22 protein-coding genes are annotated in these 22460 nt (G+C 44.6%); 13 read left to right on the top strand and 9 right to left on the bottom strand.

The genetic code is table 11. The features are described 5' to 3' along the window. Positions 1-54 precede the first annotated feature (54 nt). The 3 genes from IBX48_RS03850 to recF form a co-directional block, all read right to left on the bottom strand. Positions 55-993: a phosphoribulokinase gene (locus tag IBX48_RS03850; RefSeq protein WP_296830945.1), complete on the bottom strand. Its 939-nt coding sequence runs from the start codon at positions 991-993 to the stop codon at positions 55-57. 109 nt (positions 994-1102) lie between these two features. Continuing rightward, positions 1103-3523, bottom strand: coding sequence for a DNA topoisomerase (ATP-hydrolyzing) subunit B (gene gyrB / locus IBX48_RS03845; RefSeq protein ID WP_296830942.1), 2421 nt, complete (start codon positions 3521-3523; stop codon positions 1103-1105). An 87-nt stretch (positions 3524-3610) separates the two neighbouring features. Further along, complete coding sequence (gene recF / locus IBX48_RS03840; RefSeq protein ID WP_296830939.1) at positions 3611-4696, bottom strand: DNA replication/repair protein RecF; 1086 nt, start codon at positions 4694-4696, stop codon at positions 3611-3613. A gap of 172 nt (positions 4697-4868) precedes the next feature. Here recF and rpmH point away from each other — a divergent pair, with 172 nt between their 5' ends. The 8 genes from rpmH (at position 4869) to glmS (ending at position 13681) form a co-directional block, all read left to right on the top strand. Then, on the top strand, positions 4869-5003 hold the full coding sequence (gene rpmH / locus IBX48_RS03835; protein ID WP_296830936.1) for a 50S ribosomal protein L34: 135 nt from the start codon (positions 4869-4871) through the stop codon (positions 5001-5003). A gap of 6 nt (positions 5004-5009) precedes the next feature. Then, positions 5010-5435: a ribonuclease P protein component gene (gene rnpA, locus IBX48_RS03830; RefSeq protein ID WP_296830933.1), complete on the top strand. Its 426-nt coding sequence runs from the start codon at positions 5010-5012 to the stop codon at positions 5433-5435. Between the two features lie 9 nt (positions 5436-5444). Continuing rightward, positions 5445-7130 (top strand): membrane protein insertase YidC, encoded by a 1686-nt coding sequence (yidC, locus tag IBX48_RS03825; protein WP_296830928.1) that lies wholly within the window; start codon positions 5445-5447, stop codon positions 7128-7130. A gap of 62 nt (positions 7131-7192) precedes the next feature. Next, entirely contained in the window at positions 7193-7984 is a 792-nt protein-coding gene (locus IBX48_RS03820) for a sulfite exporter TauE/SafE family protein (protein WP_296830925.1), read from the top strand. A gap of 244 nt (positions 7985-8228) precedes the next feature. Then, positions 8229-9590, top strand: a complete 1362-nt coding sequence (dnaA, locus tag IBX48_RS03815) for a chromosomal replication initiator protein DnaA (RefSeq protein ID WP_296830922.1) — start codon at positions 8229-8231, stop codon at positions 9588-9590. A gap of 10 nt (positions 9591-9600) precedes the next feature. Beyond that, positions 9601-10710, top strand: a complete 1110-nt coding sequence (dnaN, locus tag IBX48_RS03810) for a DNA polymerase III subunit beta (protein ID WP_296830919.1) — start codon at positions 9601-9603, stop codon at positions 10708-10710. 167 nt (positions 10711-10877) lie between these two features. Beyond that, positions 10878-11699 carry a DNA ligase gene (locus tag IBX48_RS03805; RefSeq protein WP_296830916.1) on the top strand — a complete coding sequence of 274 codons (822 nt, stop codon included), beginning with the start codon at positions 10878-10880 and terminating at the stop codon, positions 11697-11699. Between the two features lie 122 nt (positions 11700-11821). Then, the gene (glmS, locus tag IBX48_RS03800; protein ID WP_296830913.1) at positions 11822-13681 is read left to right on the top strand and encodes a glutamine--fructose-6-phosphate transaminase (isomerizing); all 1860 of its coding nucleotides are present in this window, start codon (positions 11822-11824) and stop codon (positions 13679-13681) included. Here glmS and IBX48_RS03795 read toward each other — a convergent pair whose 3' ends face one another. Beyond that, positions 13682-14203 carry a DsrE/DsrF/DrsH-like family protein gene (locus IBX48_RS03795; protein ID WP_296830910.1) on the bottom strand — a complete coding sequence of 174 codons (522 nt, stop codon included), beginning with the start codon at positions 14201-14203 and terminating at the stop codon, positions 13682-13684. Between the two features lie 184 nt (positions 14204-14387). On the opposite strand from IBX48_RS03795, the gene moaA reads away from it, so the two are divergent. From moaA to moaC, 5 genes are all read left to right on the top strand, one after another. Beyond that, on the top strand, positions 14388-15383 hold the full coding sequence (gene moaA, locus IBX48_RS03790; protein WP_296830908.1) for a GTP 3',8-cyclase MoaA: 996 nt from the start codon (positions 14388-14390) through the stop codon (positions 15381-15383). A gap of 13 nt (positions 15384-15396) precedes the next feature. Then, entirely contained in the window at positions 15397-15645 is a 249-nt protein-coding gene (moaD, locus tag IBX48_RS03785) for a molybdopterin converting factor subunit 1 (RefSeq protein ID WP_296830905.1), read from the top strand. Positions 15646-15648: 3 nt separating this feature from the next. After that, positions 15649-16110, top strand: coding sequence for a molybdopterin synthase catalytic subunit MoaE (moaE, locus tag IBX48_RS03780; protein ID WP_296830902.1), 462 nt, complete (start codon positions 15649-15651; stop codon positions 16108-16110). Positions 16111-16203: 93 nt separating this feature from the next. Continuing rightward, positions 16204-17397 (top strand): gephyrin-like molybdotransferase Glp, encoded by a 1194-nt coding sequence (gene glp / locus IBX48_RS03775; protein ID WP_296830899.1) that lies wholly within the window; start codon positions 16204-16206, stop codon positions 17395-17397. Positions 17398-17529: 132 nt separating this feature from the next. Further along, on the top strand, positions 17530-18009 hold the full coding sequence (gene moaC, locus IBX48_RS03770; protein ID WP_296830896.1) for a cyclic pyranopterin monophosphate synthase MoaC: 480 nt from the start codon (positions 17530-17532) through the stop codon (positions 18007-18009). Positions 18010-18052: 43 nt separating this feature from the next. On the opposite strand, the gene IBX48_RS03765 is transcribed toward moaC, so the two are convergent. From IBX48_RS03765 to IBX48_RS03745, 5 genes are all read right to left on the bottom strand, one after another. Beyond that, complete coding sequence (locus IBX48_RS03765; protein ID WP_296830893.1) at positions 18053-18259, bottom strand: DUF2892 domain-containing protein; 207 nt, start codon at positions 18257-18259, stop codon at positions 18053-18055. A gap of 77 nt (positions 18260-18336) precedes the next feature. Then, on the bottom strand, positions 18337-18918 hold the full coding sequence (locus IBX48_RS03760) for a cupredoxin family protein (protein ID WP_296830891.1): 582 nt from the start codon (positions 18916-18918) through the stop codon (positions 18337-18339). A 56-nt stretch (positions 18919-18974) separates the two neighbouring features. Beyond that, positions 18975-19811 carry a copper resistance protein B gene (locus IBX48_RS03755; RefSeq protein ID WP_296830888.1) on the bottom strand — a complete coding sequence of 279 codons (837 nt, stop codon included), beginning with the start codon at positions 19809-19811 and terminating at the stop codon, positions 18975-18977. Positions 19812-19889: 78 nt separating this feature from the next. After that, positions 19890-21713: a copper resistance system multicopper oxidase gene (locus IBX48_RS03750; RefSeq protein WP_296830885.1), complete on the bottom strand. Its 1824-nt coding sequence runs from the start codon at positions 21711-21713 to the stop codon at positions 19890-19892. Between the two features lie 95 nt (positions 21714-21808). Continuing rightward, on the bottom strand, positions 21809-22315 hold the full coding sequence (locus IBX48_RS03745; protein ID WP_296830881.1) for a DUF411 domain-containing protein: 507 nt from the start codon (positions 22313-22315) through the stop codon (positions 21809-21811). Positions 22316-22460 lie beyond the last annotated feature (145 nt).

Below are 22460 nucleotides of genomic sequence, written 5' to 3'. Positions count from 1 at the left end.
CTATTTTGATCAATTAACCAAAACAGGGCTTAACATTAAAAACGCATAATAAGCTTAGACTTTTGCTAGAGCCGCGCGTTTTTTCTCTACTAGGTTATGAATGATTGGCGACATTAATAAATCCATCGCTAAAACCATGTGTTCAGAGTTGTATACCAAGGTTTCTGGGGTTTGTAACCAAGCACCAGGAATCTTATCGGCAATCGACTGTAGGTTGATATCCTGATGACGAACATGCGTTACCATTAAAGAATTTTTAGGCTCTGGAACCAGTGCCGCTTCATCCTCTAATGTAGAGAAGGGGTCAGAGGTGTCAACTAAAGGTACACGGTGGAAGTTGATGTGAGTGCGGTGGAATTGTGGCACGACATATTCAATATAATCTTCCATACGCTCTAAAATAATATCGCGTACTTGACCCACGCTATATGGACGCTCAGAAGTATCACGATAAATTTTCTGCATCCATTCAATGTTTACTACCGGGCATACGCCAATCCCAAGATCAACATGCTGAGCGACATCATAAAATCCAGCGTCGCCTTTTTCTGTTTTGACACGACGAACCATACCATGAAGACCTTCATAGAATAGGATATCGGTACCTTCAGGAATCGCTTCCCAAGGTGTAAACTCACCCGGGCTTAGGTTGGTACCTAAACGCGCGTTTAGCTCGGCTGCTTCGTCGTCACTGTGGATATAGTAACGACGTTTGCCGCTACCGGTTGAACGGTATTCACTGAACAACTGTTCAAGTTTTTGAAATTCGTTCGCATATTCAGAAAAATGGGTTAACACACGGCCACCATTTTCTTTGCTTTCAGCGACCTTTTGCTTCATGGTAGCGCGATCATACTTGTGAAAACTATCACCTTCAATAATCGCAGCATTCAGGTTTTCGCGCTTAAAGATTTCTTCTACCGCACGCTTTACAAATGACGTACCAGCACCAGATGAACCGGTGACGGTAACAATAGGATGAACTACAGACATAAACAGCCTCCATTATAAAAAATGAATGGTTTGCATTCATTCGACCAGGCCTGGTCAGGATTTAAATTAAAAACTTTTTTGTAATGACGCCATATTTGAGCGTCATTTCTTAAACATCAATATTTTCAGCTTTGAGCGCATTCGACTCGATAAATTCACGTCTTGGTTCAACGTGTTCACCCATGAGTGTAGTAAATACCTGATCGGCTTGAATCGCATCTTGGATTCTAACTTGCAGCAAACGACGTGTTTCAGGGTTCATGGTGGTTTCCCACAATTGGTCTGGGTTCATTTCACCCAGACCTTTATAACGCTGAATGCCTTGACCGCGTTTGGCTTCATTTAGTAACCAATCCAGCGCATCTTTAAACGAGTCAACCGCTTGCTGTTTTTCACCGCGTTGTACATAAGCATTTTTAGCTAACAAACCGTGCAAAGAATCGCTTAACTTACTGAACAAACCGTATTCAGGCGACATAAAAAACTCTTCACTGTAAATTTGTGAGCTTAAGGTACCATGTTCACGTTGTTGTAAGCGAATTTGGAATTTAGATTCACCTTCTAAAGCCGGCTCAACTTGCAGTTGATAGGTTACCTTTTGCAATTCGCCAATCGCCTGTAAACGGGGTTCTACCTGCTTAACCCAGCCAGTTAAGGCATCAAAGTCATTTAACATGGGCGGTGTAACGTTGGTTACATCGGTAATTAACTCTAGGAATGTTTGGTTATAACGACGCGCCAAACGTCGAATAGCTCGGTTAACCTGTAGGTATTGTTTTGCCAATTGCTCAAGCGCCACTTCTTTGATGCTTGGCCCTTGATCCGAAACCCACAAAGCCGCATCGTCTAATGCACTGTTAAGTAGATAACTTTCAAGCTCAGCGTCATCTTTTAAATAAGCTTCTTGTTTGCCTTTTTTAACCTTATAAAGAGGAGGTTGGGCGATGTAAATGTAGCCATTTTCAATCAACTCAGGGGTTTGACGATAAAAGAAAGTCAACAGTAAAGTACGAATGTGCGAACCATCGACGTCAGCATCCGTCATGATAATAATGCGGTGATAACGGAGTTTGGCTATATTGTATTCGTCTGGCCCAATGCCGCAACCTAAAGCGGTGATCAGGGTGCCAACTTCGGCGGAGGCAATCATTTTGTCAAAACGCGCACGTTCAACGTTTAAGATTTTACCTTTTAAAGGCAAAATTGCTTGGGTACGACGGTCACGACCTTGTTTGGCCGAACCACCGGCTGAGTCACCCTCCACCAAGTAAAGTTCGCTAAGCGCCGGATCTTTTTCTTGGCAGTCGGCTAACTTACCGGGCAGGCCAGCGATGTCGAGTGCGCCTTTACGGCGTGTCATTTCACGTGCTTTACGTGCCGCTTCTCTGGCACGTGCGGCATCGACAATTTTGGCGAATACGGCTTTGGCTTCACTTGGGTTTTCGAGTAAATACTCAGCCAATTTTTCGTTCATCGCGGTTTCAACCGCGGTTTTGACTTCAGATGAAACCAATTTATCTTTGGTTTGTGATGAGAATTTGGGGTCCGGTACTTTTACCGAGATAACCGCGGCTAAGCCTTCACGTGCATCGTCGCCCGATACATTGATTTTAAATTTCTTATTCAGACCTTCTTTTTCAATATAGCTATTCAGGGTACGAGTTAAAGCCGCACGGAAACCGGATAGATGTGTGCCACCGTCGCGCTGCGGAATGTTATTGGTAAAGCAAAAAATCGATTCTTGATAAGACTCAGACCATTGCATCGCCACTTCAACGGTAATGTCATCACGCATTGTGCTGAAGTGGAAGATTTTTGAGTTAATCGGTGTTTTATTGGTGTTGATAAAATCAACAAAGGCGTGAATACCACCTTCATATTGAAACACTTGTGAACGATCATCACGTTTATCAATTAGCTCAATGTGCACACCCGAGTTGAGGAACGACAGTTCGCGTAAACGTTTTAACAAATAGTCAAAGTTATACTCGGTAATCGCAAAAATATCTGGGCTGGGTTTAAAACGAATTTCAGTGCCAGTTTTATCAGAATCAGCCACCGCCGTCATGGGTGCTTGAGGCACACCTAAATGATAGGTTTGTTTCCAAACTTTACCGTTGCGGTGGATGGTTAACTGGAGCTCTTCGGATAAGGCGTTTACAACCGAAACACCCACACCATGCAAGCCGCCCGATACCTTATAAGAGTTATCGTCAAACTTACCACCGGCGTGCAATACCGTCATGATAACTTCGGCGGCCGATACGCCTTCTTCATGAATATCAACCGGAATACCACGGCCATTATCGGATACCGAAACCGAGTTATCCGTGTGAATAATCACTTTGATCGTGTCACAATGGCCTGCGAGTGATTCATCTATCGCGTTATCAACCACCTCGAATACCATGTGGTGTAAACCGGAACCATCATCGGTGTCACCAATATACATCCCCGGTCTTTTGCGAACCGCATCCAGACCTTTAAGGACTTTAATCGAAGAAGAATCGTATAGCGTTTGTTCAGTCATAGTTAAGCTACTTTTTACAGGCCATTAAGTGTTCGGATTCTACCACAAAATTTCCGCATTTGTTGAGTAGGCGAAGTTTGGGTTGGCTTACAAGGCCTGAATTTTGCCATGCTGAATTTCAAAACAAGCCGTATTTTCTGGGTTTAAGATTGGAATTAAGTCGGCCGCCGTTGTGGTCACTAGATGCTGGATCTCAAGGTTTTGTAATAATGACATTAAAGTGGTGCGATGCTGACTATCCAATTCGGCCGGCAAATCATCAATTAACATCACGACCGAGTTTTGTGTTTGGGTTTGTAAATACTGAGCTTGCGCGAGCAATAAAGCACAAACAAACAGCTTTTGCTGACCACGCGACAAGCTGACCAAAGGTTCTTGTTGCTGAATACGAAACTTTATATCGGCTCGGTGACAACCGTATTGAGTGTGACCTAGTTGACAATCACGCAAGTAATGTTCATCTAAGCAAGACGCATAGCTGGCTTGATTAGCAGGCCAGCCTGGATAAAAACGCACATCAACCTGGCGGCTTAATTCGGGCATAAGGTGCTGAATAAAATCGGTTAAGTAAGGCGTTAACGCGTTTAAATAGTCAGCCCTTAGATGATTTATTTGTTCTGAGGTTTCAATTAGCTGCGCATCCCACAAACGAGTTTGCGCGCTGGGCAATTGTTTTTTTAAGCTATGGTTACGCTGTTTCAACGCACGTTGATAAACCCGCCAGGCTTGGATAAAGTTGGGATGGTGATAAAAGCAGCCCCAATCTAAAAACTGACGACGCGCTTTGGGGCCTTCCTCTAATAGACGATGGCTTTCTGGCGTTAAAAGTTGAACCGGTAAGTGACGTGCGAGTTCCGTTTGATTTTTTAGACTTTGGCCATCAAGACGCAGTTCTAAGCCGTTAGCATTACGCTGTAAACCAAGTTTATGGGTGTGGCCATCTTGCTCCACTTCACAATAAAGCGTCATATCAGCATGGTTAATTTCAATCAATTGCTGAGGTTTAGTGGTTCTAAATGACCGGCCTGAGGCCATGACCCATAAGGCTTCAATCACCGAGGTTTTGCCAGCGGCATTATCGCCTATAATGACATTTAAACCAGGCGCAAGCGATAACCAGGCCTGGTGTAAGTTGCGAAACTGGGTGAGTTGTAGTGTTTTAAGACGCGCCATGCATTTTCAATCATAAAAAAAACCATTCTACCACGAGCTCGAACGGCTGAGCTTGGCAAGCTTTTGGGATTGATTTACGCGTTTGTCGTTAATTTACTTGCAATTTTTAGCTGACTTCTTTAAAATTCGCTGTTCTCTTTTTTCGATCGAAATTTTGTAATAGGTAACTGACATGAAACGTACATTTCAACCAAGCATAATCAAGCGCAAGCGCAACCATGGTTTCCGTGCTCGTATGGCGACTAAAAATGGCCGTAAAATTCTGGCGGCGCGTCGTGCAAAAGGTCGCGCACGTTTGACTGTATAGAGTTAAATGAGCGCCCCTTGCGTAAGCATGGATGCCTTATCTGGTGAGCAACAAGATTGCTTGTTGCGCCACCAAGATTTCCCTAAATCCCTTCGCCTACTTTCCCCAAACGACTTTCAACTGGTTTTTGCCGATGCGCAAAAATTTGCCAATCGACATTGGACTTTAATCGTCTGCCCAAATAACTTACCTATTCCGCGTTTAGGTTTAGCTGTATCTAAAAAACAACTGGCACGTGCAGTATGGCGAAACCGGGTTAAAAGAATCGCACGTGAGGCATTTCGTCAACATAAGCTGGCGCTATGCGGGTATGATATTGTGGTGCTGGGGCGCAAGGGTATGCAAGATATTGATAGCCTGACACTGGCCAGCAGTTTTCAGCATTTAATTCATAAGATTCAGACAAGCAATCTAAAAAACAAACAGAGTTAAGGAATAAGCATGAATATGAGAGCATTTTGGTGGATCGCACTCGCCTTCACCGCCATGTGGATTTGGTTTGAGTGGATGAAGTTTAGTGCGCCGCAACCAGTAACTTCAACGGCGGAGATTCACGCAGAGCGTCCGTCTGATGTACCGTTCGCCAATATGCCTTCAACCGATACGGCGCCAAGTGCTCAGTCTGGAGATCAATCCGTGCCCCAGGCGATTAGTCAAATTGAAAAGGGTCAGCGCATTCGGGTCACAACCGATACCTTAGCCCTAGAAATTGATACGATGGGCGGCGACATTCGTGATGCAAAAATGTTGAAACATGGCATGCCAAATGACCATGGAACCCCGTTTCACTTAATGGGCGATCAAGGTCCGTTAATTTATTTTGCTCAGAATGGCATTGCAGTGCCACGTAGTGCCGACTTGCCTGCGCCAACTCACCGAGCGGTGTATCAAGTTGAACAGCGTGATTATCAATTAACCGGTGAGCAATTGCGGGTTCCAATGGTATGGCGTGAAGACGGCATTGAAGTCGTCAAAACGTATGTGTTTACCAAAGGTTCTTATCTAATTGATGTCGAATACGATGTGCGTAATACCACCGACCAGGCCTGGTCGGGCAGCTTGTATTCACAGTTTGTGCGCACGGCGCATGATCCTTATTCATCTCGTATGATGTACACCTATACCGGTCCGGTTTATTACGATGACCACAGTGATAGTAATAAATACAATAAGATTTCATTTAGTAATATTAGTGATCAGGCATTAGAAAACCACCAAATTCAAGGTGGTTGGGCAGCGATGATCCAGCACTATTTCTTAACTGCCGCGATACCCAATCAACAAGCCACCAACACATACTTTGCTAAGACCTTAGACCAAGGTCGTTATGCGATTGGCGTGGTTGAACCCAGTGTCACAATTAACGCGGGTCAGTCGGATGTGTTGCGAAGCCAGATTTACATTGGTCCAACTGAGCAGAATATCCTTAAAAAGATTGCGCCAGGCCTGGAAAAAACCATTGATTACGGTATGTTCACCATTTTGGCAGAGCCATTATTTTGGTTATTGAATATTATTAATAACTTCATCGGTAACTGGGGTTGGTCGATTATTGCCTTGACGATCCTGATTAAATTAGCTTTTTACAAGCTTTCGGAAACCAGTTATCGTTCGATGGCGCGTTTGCGTAAGTTCCAACCTAAGTTGAAACAGTTAAAAGAAAACTACGGTGACGATAAAGCCTTGTTCCAGCAAAAAATGATGAAGCTCTACAAAGAAGAGAAGATCAATCCGCTGGGTGGTTGTTTACCGATTTTGGTACAAATGCCAGTGTTTATCGCTTTGTATTGGGTATTGATCTATTCAGTAGAAATGCGTCAATCTGAATGGATTTTATGGATTACAGATTTATCAGCTAAAGATCCTTACTTCATCTTACCGGTGTTAATGGGCCTCACCATGTGGCTTCAGCAAAGGTTGAACCCAACGGCCATGATGGATGAGATGCAGCAGAAGGTAATGAAACTCTTACCCTTTATCTTCACCTTCTTCTTTATGTGGTTCCCAGCCGGCTTAGTACTTTACTGGTTGATGAACAACATTCTATCGGTATCTCAGCAGTGGTATATCACGCGCAAAATTGAAGCGGGTGAAACCAGCGAGCCTAGTGAACCGAAGAAACGTTAAGTTTCGACTTTAAAAGCCACGCTCTAGCGTGGCTTTTTTATTTAAATCTCCAAAGAAAGACTATGATTATTGAACTCCTGATTTATGCTTTAACTGGCATGGTTACCGGTTTAATCGCCGGTTTATTAGGTATTGGTGGCGGTTTAATTCTGGTGCCAGTGTTAAGCTCGGTATTTTTAATATTTCTACAGTCCGAATACATTGTTCATATCGCCATTGCTACCTCATTGGCCACTATTTTGATCACAGGCTTGTCTTCTGTTATTAGCCATCATTATGAGCGTGCTGTTCAGTGGAAGGTGTTACGTGCCATGCTGTTGGGTATTTTAGTGGGCGGATTTATTGGCGCATGGAGTTCGCAATTTTTCTCAACCTTCTGGTTAGCTAAGTTATTCGGGGTGATGGAAATTCTGGCCGCGCTTTATATGATTTGGGGAAAACAGCCGCACGCTGACCGATGTTTACCAGGCTTGTTACCACTCAACGGTGTGGGTTTTGGTATTGGTAGCTTATCGGCTTTGTTGGGTATTGGCGGTGGATCGATTTCAACCCCTTATTTGCAATGGAACAACCTTGTGATTCAAAGAGCCATTGCCACTTCAGCGGCAATTGGTTTGCCGATTGCATTAGCGGGAACGCTTGGTTATATGCTGGCCGGTTTAAAAGTAGATAACTTGCCAGCCTACACTACAGGATTTGTATATTGGCCGGCTTTTATTGCGATTGTGAGCATGAGTATGTTTACCGCCTACTTGGGGGCCAAGTTAGCCCATCGTTTGCCTGTTAAAGCCTTAAAACGGATGTTTGGTCTGTTGTTAATTGGGCTAGGCATTAAGATGCTGTTTTTCTTTTAGCCAGTAAAGTGATGGTTTTCAAACTAACAGAAAATAAATATTGTGAAATTATTTTGTGATTTATATCAATAATATAAAGCTTTTAAAACCAACTTATCCACAGAGTTTCAGATGGACTTATCCACAGGTCTGCTCTGTTTTTAAAAGTTATTCACAGGTATAATCGGTTCAAATATAAGATTAAGCCCTAAATTTATTAGTGTTTTGGGTTGGTCGATCAAGCTTAATTTGAGGAGTGTGTGTTTTGAGTCATTTGTGGTCGCAAAGTCTAAAGTTCTTAGAGAATGATCTAAATGAACAGCAGTTTCACAGCTGGATACGCCCTTTAAAAGTCATTGAAGAAGAATCCGTGATTCGTTTATTAGCGCCTACCCCCTTCATTTTGGATTGGGTAAATCGTAAGCTGATGAGCAATATTCGTGAAGCCGTTCATAAGGTCGTGCCACATAACCCACCTCAGGTGCGGTTAGAAATCGGTGAATACGATACCCAAGCACCTGAGCCAGAACCAAGGGTTCCACAGCCTTTACAACAACCGATTCAATCAGAAACATCATCTAAAATTGATCCGAATAAAAAAACCATTAAGCACAAACTTAATCCTAATTACACGTTTGACAATTTTGTTGAAGGTAAAGCTAACCAACTCGCCGCCGCCGCGGCACGTCAAGTAGCCGATAACCCTGGTGGTAGCTACAACCCCTTCTTTATTTATGGTGGCGTCGGTTTGGGTAAAACGCATTTAATGCACGCAATTGGTAATGCATTGATTGAAAAAAACCCACAGGCTCGTGTCGTTTATTTACACTCTGAAAGTTTTGTAGCCGATATGGTCAACGCACTGCGTCATAATAAAATTGAAGATTTCAAACGGTTTTATCGGTCACTGGATGCTTTATTGATCGATGATATCCAGTTTTTTGCGAATAAAGAGCAATCTCAAGAAGAGTTTTTCCATACGTTTAATACCTTGCTAGAAGGTAATAAGCAGGTTATCCTCACTTCTGACCGTTTTCCAAAAGAAGTGGATGGTTTAGAAGACCGCTTGAAATCACGCTTTGGTTGGGGGTTGACGATAGCGGTTGAGCCGCCAGAGTTTGAGATGCGGGTTGCAATATTAATGAAAAAAGCCAACGAAGCGGGTTTTGCTTTACCTGAAGACGTGGCTTTTTTTATTGCCAAGCGCTTACGTGGAAATGTGCGTGAACTCGAAGGCGCACTTAAGCGCGTCGTTGCCTTTGCCCAGTTTACTCAGAGATCTTTGAGTGTGGAAATGGTTAAAGAGGCACTTAAAGACCTACTCGCATTGCAACAAAAAATGGTTACGCTGGAAAATATACAAAAAACCGTAGCGGATTATTTTAAGTTGCGTGTGGCCGATATGCTTTCTAAACGCCGTACTCGCAATGTAGCCAGACCCCGCCAGGTAGCGATGGCTTTAGCAAAGGAATTAACCCATCATAGTTTGCCCGAAATTGGCGATGCTTTTGGTGGTCGTGACCATACCACCGTATTACATGCGGTTCGCAAAATAAAAGAATTGCGCGAAACCGATCATCGAATGGATGAAGACTTTAACAAACTAATTCGAATTATAACTTCTTGAGGCTGTTAAGATGAAATTGACCTTGAAACGTGAAAACCTCCTAAAAGCCCTTCAAACCGTGGCTGGTGTGGTTGAGAAACGTCAAACCATGCCCATTTTAGGCAATTTTTTATTTCAAGTGTCACAATCCTTTTTGATTGTGACGGGCTCGGACTTAGAAATTGAAACGCGTTCGCAAACCGAGCTTGAGCAAGTCGAAGGTGAGGTGTTTGATATTACATTACCGGCTCAGAAGTTATTAACCATTGTGCGATCCTTGCCCGATGGTGTATTAGTCACGCTTGAATTTGATGAGGTTCGTTGTACAGTTAAAGCGGGACGTTCTTCTTTTAAGCTTTCCACCTTACCCGGTGCAGATTATCCACATATAGACTTAACGCAAGCCCAACTCGGATTACGTTTGATGCAGGGTCAGTTTAAACAATTGATTCAGCACTGCAGTTTTTCTATGGCCAGTCAGGATGTACGGTTTTATTTAAACGGTATGTTGTTCGATATTAGTTCGAGTGGGTTACGTTTAGTGGCCACCGATGGCCACCGCCTATCAACCTGTGCACTAGAGGCCGATTTTGGTGAGTTGACACCAACCCAAGCCATTGTGCCGCGTAAAGCCATTATGGAATTGACCAAGCTTTTAGTTGATCAAGATGAAGAAATTCAGATTTCATTGGCCAAAAACTATTTAACGGTACAGTTTTTGGACACGGTGTTTACCTGTAAATTAATTGATGGTCGTTATCCAGATTATCGTCGAGTCATTCCGCAGAATAATGATGTGTTTGTGCAAACGGATCATGAACTACTGAAAGCGATTTTGCAACGTTCGGCTATTTTGTCTAACGAGCGCTTTAAAGGCGTACGCATGGTATTGGACCAGAATTTATTGACCGTACATGCGCAAAATAGTGAGCAAGATGAGTCGCATGAAGATATGGCGATTGACTACCAAGGCGATAAAATTGAAATTGGTTTTAATGTGAGTTACTTACTTGATGTGATTAACTCGGTTAAAGATGATTGCATCACCTTGAGCTTGAAAGACAGCAGCAGTAGTTGTTTAGTATCGGCCGAGTTTGAAACCCTGTCTTGTCAACATGTGATTATGCCGATGCGTTTATAAACCTTTAAGCCCCGCAGAATTTTATTCGGCGTTAATCTAGGTGCCCTATTTGCCCTTATTTCCATTCAAACAAAAGGCCCCGTTAAATTCGGGGTTTTTTGTTTGTGTTTATTGTTTAAAAACAATGGATTAAACTTAGGATTGGCGATTAGCTTAAAAGGAATCTCATGCCTATTATATTGATCATTTTGTTGAACTTAGCGCTGGTTTCCAGCTGGGCTAAGCAACCTGAAATTATGGCATTAGAGCGTTATGAAAACCAATCAATAGCGGGTTGGTTGGTCAGTGAAAAGCTGGATGGTGTGAGGGCCTATTGGGATGGTCAAAATTTAATCAGCCGAGGCGGCAATCATTTGGCAACCCCTGCCTGGTTCACTCAAGATTTTCCACCTTTTGCTTTGGATGGTGAGCTTTGGATAGGACGCGAACAGTTTGAAGCTACTCTGTCGGTTGTGATGACCCAAACCCCGCATGATGGCTGGAAAAAAGTGGGTTATCACATTTTTGATGTGCCGCAAGCCAGCGGTGGATTAATGGCCCGTTTGGGTGTGTTAGAAAATTATTTAACCGAGCATGACATTCCACATTTGAACATTATCCCACAAGTCACGATTAGCTCTGCTGAGCAATTGCAGGCACGTCTAGAAAAAGAGGTTAAAAACGGAGCAGAAGGCTTAGTGGTAAGAGACCCAAATGTAGGTTATCAAGTAGGTCGTAGTCATGATTCGCTTAAAGTTAAACCCAAATATGATGCCGAATGCAAAGTGATCGGATATACCGAGGGTCAAGGAAAATATACTGGTAAAGTTGGGGCATTAATTTGTTTGAATGCACAAAATCAACACCTAAAACTCGGCAGTGGGCTGACGGATCAATTACGCGATAACCCGCCCAAAATAGGTAGCCAAGTCACTTATCAATATTCTGGCTATACCCAAAAAGGTTGGCCAAGACATGCCGTTTATTACCGTCAAAGAAGCCATGAATAATCCATTCAGCTTTGAGCGATTAGGGCTTATATCATGTTAAAATGACTTAGAATTTAATCATAAGAAAATGCAGTCTTCTGGACAAGTTGTCCGGCACTGTGTTTGGCAGTTAAGGAAAAAATATGTGCGGAATTGTTGGCGGCGTAGCTGAACGTAATGTTGTCCCTATTTTAGTTGAAGGCCTAAAACGCCTAGAGTATCGAGGTTATGATTCATCCGGGGTAGCGGTGTTAGACGAGCAGGGCCAAATTAGTCGCCAACGAGCACTTGGAAAAATTAAAGCCTTAGAAGCACGAATTGACGAGGCTGAACATAAGCTCGCAGGCAACATGGGTATTGCGCATACCCGCTGGGCCACACACGGTGTACCTTCTGAAAATAATGCCCACCCGCATGTTTGTAATAACCAAGTGGCGGTGGTACACAATGGCATTATTGAAAACTATCAGCAACTTAAAAAGAAGCAGTTAGAGCTAGGGTATCGCTTTACCTCCGAAACCGATACTGAAGTGGTGGCGCATTGCATTGCAGAACAACTCAAGCACCAGCCAAATTTATTAAATGCGGTACAAACCGCGATTCAACATTTTGAGGGTGCTTATGCCTTAGGTGTGATGTCAATCACCGAGCCGAATCGCTTGATTGCGGCACGTAAGGGTAGCCCATTAGTCATTGGCGTGGGCATTGGGGAATATTTTATCGCCTCAGATGTGTCGGCTTTGCTTCCGGTTACGCAGAATGTGATCTTTTTAGAAGAAGGTGATGTAGCTGATATTACACGCGACTCGTTACAAATTTATAACCAAGCTGGTGAAGCGGTTGAGCGAGAAATTCGTGTATCGAACCTGAGTTCAGCCGCAGTAGAATTGGGCGAGCATCGCCATTATATGCATAAAGAAATTTTTGAGCAGCCGCAATCTATTATTGATACGTTAGAGGGTCGAATCACGCAAGATCATGTTCTGGTCAACGCGTTTGGCAACCAAGCCGAAGCTTTATTTAAGGATATTCAGCAAGTTCAAATTATTGCTTGTGGTACCAGTTATCATGCAGGCCTGGTGGCGAAATACTGGTTTGAAGATATTATTCAACTGGCTTGCCAAGTCGAAGTGGCGAGCGAATATCGTTATCGCAATCCGGTGATTCAGGACAAAACCTTATTTGTTACGATTTCGCAATCCGGTGAAACCGCCGATACCTTGGCCGCCCTGCAACAAGTTAAAGCCTACGCTAAAAAATACGCGTTAACTATTCCCACTTTAACCATTTGTAATGCGCCAGAGTCGTCAATGACTCGTGAGTCGGACTTGGTATTTTTAACCCATGCTGGTCCAGAAATAGGCGTGGCCAGCACCAAAGCTTTTACCACTCAACTGGTTTCTTTGGCTTTGTTATTAACGGCTGTGGGTAAAGTTAAAGGCACGATGGATGAAAGTCGTGAAACCGTGATTGTGCATGGTTTACAAAAACTACCAGGCCTGGTGCAAAACGCGTTAAGTCATGAAAATATTATCATACAAATTGCGAATGGCTTTGCAGATAAACAAAATGCGCTGTTTTTGGGCCGGGGCACTATGTACCCAATTGCGTTGGAAGGCGCGTTAAAACTTAAAGAGATCAGTTATATTCATGCTGAAGCTTATCCAGCCGGTGAACTCAAACATGGCCCGCTGGCATTAATTGACGAATCGATTCCGGTGATTGCCATCGCTCCACACGATGATTTGTTAGAAAAACTTAAATCTAACTTACAAGAAGTAAATGCACGTGGTGGCCAGATGATTGTGTTTGAAGATGAAAAATCCGATACCAGTTCGGATGGCACCTTTACGGTCGTTAAAACCACGACGAATGTCGGCCGTATTACCGCCCCCATTACGTTTAACATTGCCTTACAGTTGTTGGCTTATCATGTCGCTTTAATTAAAGGCACCGATGTCGATCAGCCACGTAATTTAGCTAAATCCGTGACGGTAGAATAGCTAAATAAATAAACTTTGTTGCTCTGGGCTGTTGGCGAAATAGGTCGCCGCCCCAGCGTAATCAATGCCATCAATAAAGTCACTGTGGCGCCAGCCCATTAATTCAATGCTCATCTCACAAGCGGTCATTTTGACCCCCATTTCTAAGCACAACTCACGTAGTTCCTCGAAAGACAGTTGCCCCTGTTGTTTGAGCTGTTTTTTAAAGGCCCAAGTGGCAAAGCTTGTCATGCCTGGTAATCCCCAAATCAGATCCGGCATGAGTTGACGAAAGTCAAATTGGCGAAGTGCAGCCGGGCCATTCGGAAGATGGATCGGCATGCCGGGATTACCTACCGGGGAGACCTTTAAGCTTTTGGTGTCTTTTAATAAACAACGTAAACCGTAAAATGTAAAAAACAAATGTACATCTTTATCCATAACCCGAGCGGTACTGGCCAATATCATGGGCGGATAGGCCCAATCTAGTGAACCTTTAGTTTGTATGATGCTCAGTTGACCAGAATTTTGCGTGACTTGCATAGGATCCCTTTCACTATTTAAGGTCGATAATGAGGATAGTACCCTAGATTTATATAAGGAATCTACACTCTCGCTTGCATCCTTTTCTAAAGCTTTATTCTATTGATTGCATTTCAGCAAATTCTAATCTAGAATAATCAACCGTTATAGCCAACTGAACCTAACGGTTAAAAAAGTCCAAATTATGAAAGAATTAATCGATCCATTCCAGCGCAAAATTGAATACCTTCGGGTATCGGTCACCGACAAGTGTAACTATCGTTGTGGTTATTGTATGCCGGAACAAGGCGTGCATCCCGAAGGCAAGCATACCGAGTATTTGTCTTATGAAGAACTGACCCGCATTATTAAAGCGTTTAGTGAACTGGGTGTTAAAAAAGTACGTTTAACTGGTGGCGAACCCTTAGTGCGTAAAGGTTTAGCTGAATTTGCTGCGGGTCTGAAGGCGCTTCCTGGGATCGAGGATATTGCATTATCTAGCAACGCGCATCATTTAGACAAACACGCCGAGGCGTTAGCCAAAAGTATTAATCGTGTGAATGTATCAATTGATTCATTAAATCCCAACAAGTTTGAACACATCACACGCGGTGGCAACTTAGAAAAAGTGATGGCGGGGATCGATGCAGCCTTGGCACAGGGTATGAAGCCGGTTAAGTTGAATATGGTGGTGATGAAAGGCACCAACGATGATGAAATTGAAGCGATGGTCGATTTCGGTATCCGAAAAGGTGTCGAAGTACGTTTTATCGAAACTATGCCGATTGGGCCCGCCGGCGTCAGCATGATGGATCAACACTATGCCGCTGAAAAGATTTTGAAGCGGGTGCGAGAACATGTTGGTACCGACTTAATTCCATCGAGCGGACGCTCACACGATGGCCCGGCGCGTAACTATTTAATTGCTGGCACCGATGCCAAAATTGGTGTAATTTCAGCCGTATCTCAGCACTTTTGTGAAACCTGCAACCGCGTGCGTTTAACGGCACGCGGCTTTTTAGCTTTGTGCTTAGGTCAAGAAGATGGCGTAGATTTACGCTCACCTATACGTGCTGGTGTGAGTGATGAAACACTCCGCCAAATTATTATTGATGCCATTGCGCAAAAGCCGGAGCGTCATTTTTTCAATGAAAATGTACACAATATCGAATTTAGACAAATGGTGTCGTTAGGTGGTTAAGGAGGCAATCAACATGGTTAATATTTTATATTTTGCTAGTTTTCGCGAAGTGTTTGGCCAAGCACAAGAACAAATTCCAGCACAGTTTGCCAACGTGGGTGAGCTTATTCATAATCTAGCTGAGCGTGGTGAGCACTGGCGCGAAATTTTGTTGGAAAACGCGCAAGTACAAATCGCGGTTAATCACGATATCGCCAACCGAGATACACCGATCAAAGCCGGTGATGAAGTTGCGTTCTTCCCGCCGGTTACCGGGGGCTAAGTAATGAATAACCCATTTGTGCGCGTGCAAATTGAAGACTTCGATTTATCTACCGAAGTGAATTGGTTGCGCGAAAACCATACCGATGTGGGTGCGGTGGTCGCGTTTGTGGGCACAGTTCGCGATATTAACGAAGGCGATGATGTGCAGCAGTTAGAGCTTGAACACTACCCAGGCATGACCGAAAAAGCGCTCGAAAATATCCGTCAGGAAGCGCACAAACGCTGGCATTTAGAGTCTAGTTTGATTATTCACCGCATCGGAAAAATGCAGCCGAAAGATCAAATTGTTTTGGTCGCGGTCGCCAGTCGACACCGTGACAATGCATTTGAAGCCAGCCACTATATTATGGATTATCTAAAAACCAATGCGCCTTTTTGGAAAAAAGAATGGACGCCGGAAGGTGAACGCTGGGTCGATGCACGCTTAAGTGATGAACAAGCGATGCAACGCTGGCTGGCTTAACCGGTTAACAAATTAAGCGGCTTGAGTTGTTTAACAAACCTATTGAATCTGTCATTTTCCCCGTATTGCGGGGATTTTTTTGTGGAAAAATTTATGAAAACCGTAGATGAAGCGATTGCTTACCTAGTGGCGCAAGCCCAAGCCAAATCGGAGATCGAAACCCGGCCATTAAGCCAAGCACTGGGCTGTGTATTAGCCCAGTCAGTCGTGTCGCCCGTGAATGTACCGCCACATGACAATTCGATGATGGATGGGTATGCGGTTCGAGCTGAAGACATACAACCAGGCCTGGTGCTTCCGATTAGCCAGCGGATTCCGGCGGGCAGCAACCCCGAGCCGTTAGAATCTGGCCGTGTCGCGCGTATTTTTACCGGTGCGCCGATTCCAGCGGGTGCGAATGCCGTAATAATGCAAGAACAAGCCGAGACTTCAGAAGCAGGTGTTAAGTTTGAGCAAATGCCAACATTCGGTCAAAATATTCGTCAGTGTGGTGAAGATATTAAGCAAAACGCTTGTATTTTAGAGCCAGGCCAACGTCTACGTCCGCAGGATTTAGCGTTGATTGCGTCTGTCGGCCAAGCACAGGTTGCGGTTTATAAACCTTTAAAACTAGTAACCTTTACTACCGGTGACGAACTTTTAGAACCGGGTGCAGCGCCGCAGCCAGGAAAAATTTATAATTCTAACCATACCAACTTAATGGCTTTGGTGATGCAGCTCGGTTTTGAATGGGTTGATCTTGGCCAGGTAGCCGACACCTTGGCGGCCACCCAAGCGGCTTTAGAGAAAGCCGCGCAACTCGGCGATGTGATTATCACTACTGGCGGTGTGTCGGTCGGTGAAGAAGATCATCTTAAGCCAGCGGTGGAAAGCTTAGGTAAGCTTGATATGTGGCAGGTCAAAATGAAACCTGGCAAACCCTTGGCTTATGGTGAGGTGTTAGGCAAGCCATTCCTTGGTTTACCGGGCAATCCAGTATCCGCCTTCACCACCTTTAATTTATTTGCACGACCTTTTTTAATGCGTTTGCAAGGACAAGCTCAGGTAGAACCCCAGTCGGTTTGGGTGCAGGCGGATTTTGATTGGTCAAAACCCGGTTTTCGACGTGAATTTGTGCGTGCGCGTTTGCAAAACCAGCACGCTAAGACTTGGGCACAAATTTATCCGCAGCAAGGTTCCGGTGTATTGACCTCAACGGTTTGGGCGGCAGGCCTGGTGGTGATTCCAGAAGATAGCGTGATTCAAAAAGGCGATTGGGTCGAATATATTTCATTTAACGAGTTTTAGTTCACCTTACCAGTACCAAGGTATGACGCCATTTTATGAGCTTTCTCACCCCCCACCCCAGCCCTCTCACTGAGGGAGAGGGGATAAAATCCTCGTGTGTCTGTGGTTTAAAAAAATAAAAAGGAAAATAACATGGCAGAATTGACGCATTTAGACGAAAAAGGCCAAGCACGTATGGTGGACGTGAGTGAGAAGCAACACACTGAACGTGAAGCGCGGGCGATGGCGGTGATTCGCATGTTGCCGGAAACCTTAACAATGATTGCCGAAGGCAAACATAAAAAAGGCGATGTGCTCGCCACCGCTCGTATTGCCGGCATTATGGCGGCCAAACGCACGCCCGACTTAATCCCTATGTGTCATCCGTTGATGCTGACTTCGGTTAAGGTCGAATTAACGCCGAACTTTGAAAACTCAAGTGTTGAAATCCTCGCCATCTGTAAACTAGTGGGCCAAACTGGGGTAGAGATGGAAGCCTTAACCGCGGCCAGTGTGGCGGCATTAACTTTATATGATATGTGTAAAGCGGTAGATAAAGGTATGGTGATTGATCAAGTGCAGTTATTAGAAAAGAAAGGCGGCAAAAGCGGGCATTGGACACGCGAAGATTAAATCACCAGGCCTGGTAATAAAGCACCAGGCCTGGTATTGGCTGTTACTTAATTTTTTCGGGTTTACCGGTTTGGCAACTTGAAAGCCCAAATGGAACATAAACCGGGCAAAAACGAAACGCGCCAGTTAATAGTGGAATGACCCCAATATAACCCCATAAACCGATGGTCTGTGTCGCTGCGAGCAGGATCAAAACCAGCCCGACGGCAATTCGAAGCATGCGGTCTAAACCGCCAACATTTGTTTTCATATTACTTCTCCTTGATTTGTGAAAACGCAACAAAGGTTACGTTTTCACTACTTTACGCCCACTGGTTCTATTTGCAACTATTTAACTACAATGGTGCCAACCATGCCGCCTTCATAATGGCCAGGTTCTAAACAGCCAAAATAATAGGTGCCTGGTTTGTCAAAATGCCAAACTACGCCACCCCGTTGACGTGGTTTTAAATTAATCATATTAGGGTCATTGTGGGCCATGTGAGGCATGTTTTTCATCATTTCAGCATGTTCAAGTAGCTCTTGTTTGGTACCGATTACAAACTCATGTTTAATTTGTCCCATGTTACGCACGAAAAAACGCACGGTTTCTCCAGCTTTAATTTCAATCCGATTGGGTGTGAATCGATTTTGATCGTGCATATCAACCTGAATGGTTTGTGTCACATCCTGTGGTCGGCCTTCACGCCCCACGGTTGTGCCATGACTCATACCTGGTGTGTGTCCCGCATGATCACCTTGTGACATAGTCTGATTATGTTGATGGCCATGCCCGTGATTATGTCCCTGTTCATTACTGGATGCTTGGCTTGACATGTGACCTTGGTGACCATGATTCTGAGCCAGCGCAAAACCCGGTAAGGCCGTGGCGCTTAAGCCGATTAAAAACTGACGACGTGAAATGTTCATGTTAATTCTCCTAAAGTTGGTGCATCTAAATAGCTGAGGTTTTGTTGCTCAGCAGGTTAATACCAAAAACTCAAACCCACCATGTAACGGGTTTCACTGGTGGCGTGTCCGGCTTGGTTCGCGAAATCTTTGGTTTCACCAAATAGACCTTTCCATTCCACGCCAATATAGGGTGCAAACTCAGGTTTGATGTGATATTTCAAACGCAAGCCAGCTTTTAATTCGGCTAAGCCAGCGCCTTCGCCAAACGCGGTGTCTTTGCTGCTAAATAACTTGGCTTTAATCTTAGGTTCAAGTTCAAGATCTTGGGTAAACATCATTTCGTATTTAAATTCTAATTTGGCCGCGACACGTCCGTCTTCATCTATAAAAGCTTTGGCACTGGTATCAATCATATAGGGAGCTAAACCTTGCACTCCGAAAGCCAGCCATTGACGTTCATGATCGCCGCTATCAAATCGAACCCCGATTAGACTGTCCCAATAGGCCGCAATCGCGTGAGACCAGTAAAGTTCGGAGTGCGCTTCAAATTCGCCGTCCTTAATACTGCCCTCGCTTTGGAACTGCAGTTTGTTATAGTCTTTACCGATCCAGGCTTTAAGTTCATAAGCCGTGTAGTTGGTATCATCAGTAAAAACCTGTTCAACATGGTCAACCATAAAGGCTTTATAAACATGCTGATCCATTAAATGCAGACGTTGCAGATCGTCATCGTTATAACGTAAATCGCCACTGTAATCTAACGGATCACGCGCATCGGCCGGAGCCGATCCGCCTTGCATGGAGCCATGATCATCTACCATGGGTTCAGGGTCTTGTTGTGACCAGGCCTGGTGGTTTGTTAAAACCCCGATACTGAGTAAGGCGCTGTAAATGAGTGTTTTTTTAAACATACTAAATGTCCTTTTGTTTCTTAAGGTAGTGTTAATAGGCTTGGTGTAGGCTCCGAATCCATCCAGAGCCTGCGCAAGTTATGACACAACAACTTCTCTAAACATGCCGGTGTCCATGTGATACATAATGTGGCAATGCCATACCCAGCGGCCTAGTGCATCGGCGGTGACTAAGAATGAAACACGTTGGGCCGGTTGCACGCTGATGGTATGTTTTCTGACTAGAAACTCACCGTCAGGCGACTCCAGCTCACTCCACATACCGTGTAAATGCATAGGGTGGGTCATCATCGTATCGTTGTGCATAATCACGCGGATACGTTCACCAAACTGAAACGGAATCGGTTCGGATTTACCATATTCGACCCCATCAATTGACCAAATATAACGGTGCATGTTGCCGGTTAAATGCAACTCAATTTCACGTTCTGGTTGGCGTGGATCTAAAGGCCCACCTAAAGTACGTAAATCCGCATAGGTTAAGACGCGACGGCCGTTATTTCTTAAACCAATCCCTGGATCGTCCAAATTGTTTCTAGGCGTATCAACTCGCATATCCACGCTCGCACCGTATTCGTGTTTTGAATGACGAACCTGTTGGCTGGGTTTGGCTAAGGGATTCTCGGTCATATTGTGGCCTGCGTGAGCGTCATGGCCGCCATGCGCACTATGATCAGCTTGACTATCGGTTGCGCCTGCCATGTTGTGACCACTATGATCCATACTATCGCCAGCCATATCGTGACCGGCGTGATCACCATGTGCACTGTGATCCATCGCCCCCATCATGTCTTGCATTTCGAGCCATTGAACAGGATCCATTTCAGGCACCTCGGCTTGCATTCCCATTTGAGTGGCGAGGGTTCCGCGTGCAAACCCACTGCGATCAATCGACTGAGCAAACAGTGTGTAAGCCTGGTGTTGAGGTGTGACTAACACATCATAAGTTTCACCGGGGCCAAAACGAAATTCGTCGACTTCAACCGGTTGAACATTCTGTCCATCGGCTTGCACTACCGTCATTTTTAAGCCCGGAATGCGCACATCAAAAATGCTTGCGGCGCCGGCATTGATATAACGTAAACGTACGGTTTCACCGGCTTTAAATAGCCCTGTCCAGTTAGCGTTTTGCGGTGTTCCGTTGGTCAAAAACTCATAGGTATAACCCGAAATATCGGCTAAGTCGGTTGGCGACATGCGCATTTGATTCCACATGTCACGTTTTTGCATCGCGCCACCAAAACCTAACTGTTTTACATCGCGGAAAAAGTCAAATACGGTGGGTTCATTACGGTTGTAGTAATGGCCTTTAATTTTGAGTTTTTCAATAATGCGGTGTGGGTTTTCATCCGTCCAGTCCGACAGCATAATGACGTGTTCGCGATCATATTGAATAGGCTCAGGTATCGCCGGTTCGACAATAATCGCGCCATACATACCTTGTTGTTCTTGCATGCCGGAATGCGAGTGATACCAATAGGTGCCCGCCTGCTCAAGAGTGAATTCATAAGTAAAGGTTTCGCCTGGTCTAATGCCAGGAAAACTCACGCCAGGTACGCCATCCATATTGAACGGCAAAATAATGCCGTGCCAGTGAATCGAGGTGTCTTGTTTGAGTCGGTTGGTGACGCGAATTTTGACGGTATCGCCTTCACGCCAGCGTAAAGTCGGTGCAGGCAACGAGCCGTTAATGGTGACCGCCACGCGGTCTTTACCTGTGATATTGACCGGCGTCTCATCGACGATTAAATCAAACTCAGTGCCTGATAAAGTCGGAGCATTACCCAGTTGGGTGATTTTCGGGTTTGCCCAAGCATGATTCATCCAAGGTGATAAACCTACGGCGGCACCGCCTGCCATCGCGCTTCTTAATAAGTGGCGTCGTGAAATTTGTGTTTGCATCGTTAAACCTCTCCTGTTTAATTTCAAAATCAGTATACAACATAAGGGCTGTCGATTTACTGACCGCCCAATTACAACTTTGTAATCTATTGCCTTTAGTGCTTGTTAGGTTGTTCAGCCGGATAATCACTGAATACATTCACTACTTCCCCATCCTTATAGCTAATAACCTGGTAGGCCTGCGCAGGTTGACCGGGAATTTCCATACCCGGTGTGCCAATCGGCATGGCCGGGACGGTTAAGCCGGAAACATCTGGCCTTTGCGTTAATAATCGTTTGATATCCTGGGCGGGAACATGGCCTTCAATCGCGTAGCCATCCACAAATGCCGTATGGCAGGACCCCATGCCCGGCCCCAGCTTGGCTTGATCTTTGTAGCGCGACATATTGTCGACATTATGGGCTTTGACATCGAATCCGTTTTGCTTGAGGTGGGTTATCCAGTCATTGCAGCAGCCGCAACCGGCATTTTTATAGACCGTGACTAATGGCCAGTCAGAGTCGGACTGTTGGGGGGCGCTATTTAGATAATAGAATCCAAATAAAACAAAAGCCGCGAAGCCCAGTAGCAACGTGATTTTGAGGGATATTTTAGATCTCATAGCGGATTCTCTTAGGGGGTTAATCGTGCGGTTCATAAACAGAACAAATTTTAAGGATTATTATTTAATATAGGAGCTGACACTTAGCTGACCGATGCATTACATATTTGTAATCTGCAATAAATGAGTTGGCGGACTATAATAA

It is taken from the genome of Thiomicrospira sp. (assembly GCF_014859555.1).
Classification (GTDB): Bacteria; Pseudomonadota; Gammaproteobacteria; order Thiomicrospirales; family Thiomicrospiraceae; genus Thiomicrospira.
The sequence above is the reverse complement of the archived record's forward strand: the minus strand, read 5'-3'. Positions and strand labels throughout refer to the sequence as shown.

Bases quoted from the DNA above. Each gene is read 5' to 3' on its own strand.
- IBX48_RS03850 (WP_296830945.1), bottom strand. From the start codon at position 993: ATGTCTGTAGTTCATCCTATTGTTACCGTCACCGGTTCATCTGGTGCT.
- gyrB (WP_296830942.1), bottom strand. From the start codon at position 3,523: ATGACTGAACAAACGCTATACGATTCTTCTTCGATTAAAGTCCTTAAA.
- recF (WP_296830939.1), bottom strand. From the start codon at position 4,696: ATGGCGCGTCTTAAAACACTACAACTCACCCAGTTTCGCAACTTACAC.
- rpmH (WP_296830936.1), top strand. From the start codon at position 4,869: ATGAAACGTACATTTCAACCAAGCATAATCAAGCGCAAGCGCAACCAT.
- rnpA (WP_296830933.1), top strand. From the start codon at position 5,010: ATGAGCGCCCCTTGCGTAAGCATGGATGCCTTATCTGGTGAGCAACAA.
- yidC (WP_296830928.1), top strand. From the start codon at position 5,445: ATGAATATGAGAGCATTTTGGTGGATCGCACTCGCCTTCACCGCCATG.
- IBX48_RS03820 (WP_296830925.1), top strand. From the start codon at position 7,193: ATGATTATTGAACTCCTGATTTATGCTTTAACTGGCATGGTTACCGGT.
- dnaN (WP_296830919.1), top strand. From the start codon at position 9,601: ATGAAATTGACCTTGAAACGTGAAAACCTCCTAAAAGCCCTTCAAACC.
- IBX48_RS03805 (WP_296830916.1), top strand. From the start codon at position 10,878: ATGCCTATTATATTGATCATTTTGTTGAACTTAGCGCTGGTTTCCAGC.
- glmS (WP_296830913.1), top strand. From the start codon at position 11,822: ATGTGCGGAATTGTTGGCGGCGTAGCTGAACGTAATGTTGTCCCTATT.
- IBX48_RS03795 (WP_296830910.1), bottom strand. From the start codon at position 14,203: ATGCAAGTCACGCAAAATTCTGGTCAACTGAGCATCATACAAACTAAA.
- moaA (WP_296830908.1), top strand. From the start codon at position 14,388: ATGAAAGAATTAATCGATCCATTCCAGCGCAAAATTGAATACCTTCGG.
- moaD (WP_296830905.1), top strand. From the start codon at position 15,397: ATGGTTAATATTTTATATTTTGCTAGTTTTCGCGAAGTGTTTGGCCAA.
- moaE (WP_296830902.1), top strand. From the start codon at position 15,649: ATGAATAACCCATTTGTGCGCGTGCAAATTGAAGACTTCGATTTATCT.
- glp (WP_296830899.1), top strand. From the start codon at position 16,204: ATGAAAACCGTAGATGAAGCGATTGCTTACCTAGTGGCGCAAGCCCAA.
- moaC (WP_296830896.1), top strand. From the start codon at position 17,530: ATGGCAGAATTGACGCATTTAGACGAAAAAGGCCAAGCACGTATGGTG.
- IBX48_RS03765 (WP_296830893.1), bottom strand. From the start codon at position 18,259: ATGAAAACAAATGTTGGCGGTTTAGACCGCATGCTTCGAATTGCCGTC.
- IBX48_RS03760 (WP_296830891.1), bottom strand. From the start codon at position 18,918: ATGAACATTTCACGTCGTCAGTTTTTAATCGGCTTAAGCGCCACGGCC.
- IBX48_RS03755 (WP_296830888.1), bottom strand. From the start codon at position 19,811: ATGTTTAAAAAAACACTCATTTACAGCGCCTTACTCAGTATCGGGGTT.
- IBX48_RS03750 (WP_296830885.1), bottom strand. From the start codon at position 21,713: ATGCAAACACAAATTTCACGACGCCACTTATTAAGAAGCGCGATGGCA.
- IBX48_RS03745 (WP_296830881.1), bottom strand. From the start codon at position 22,315: ATGAGATCTAAAATATCCCTCAAAATCACGTTGCTACTGGGCTTCGCG.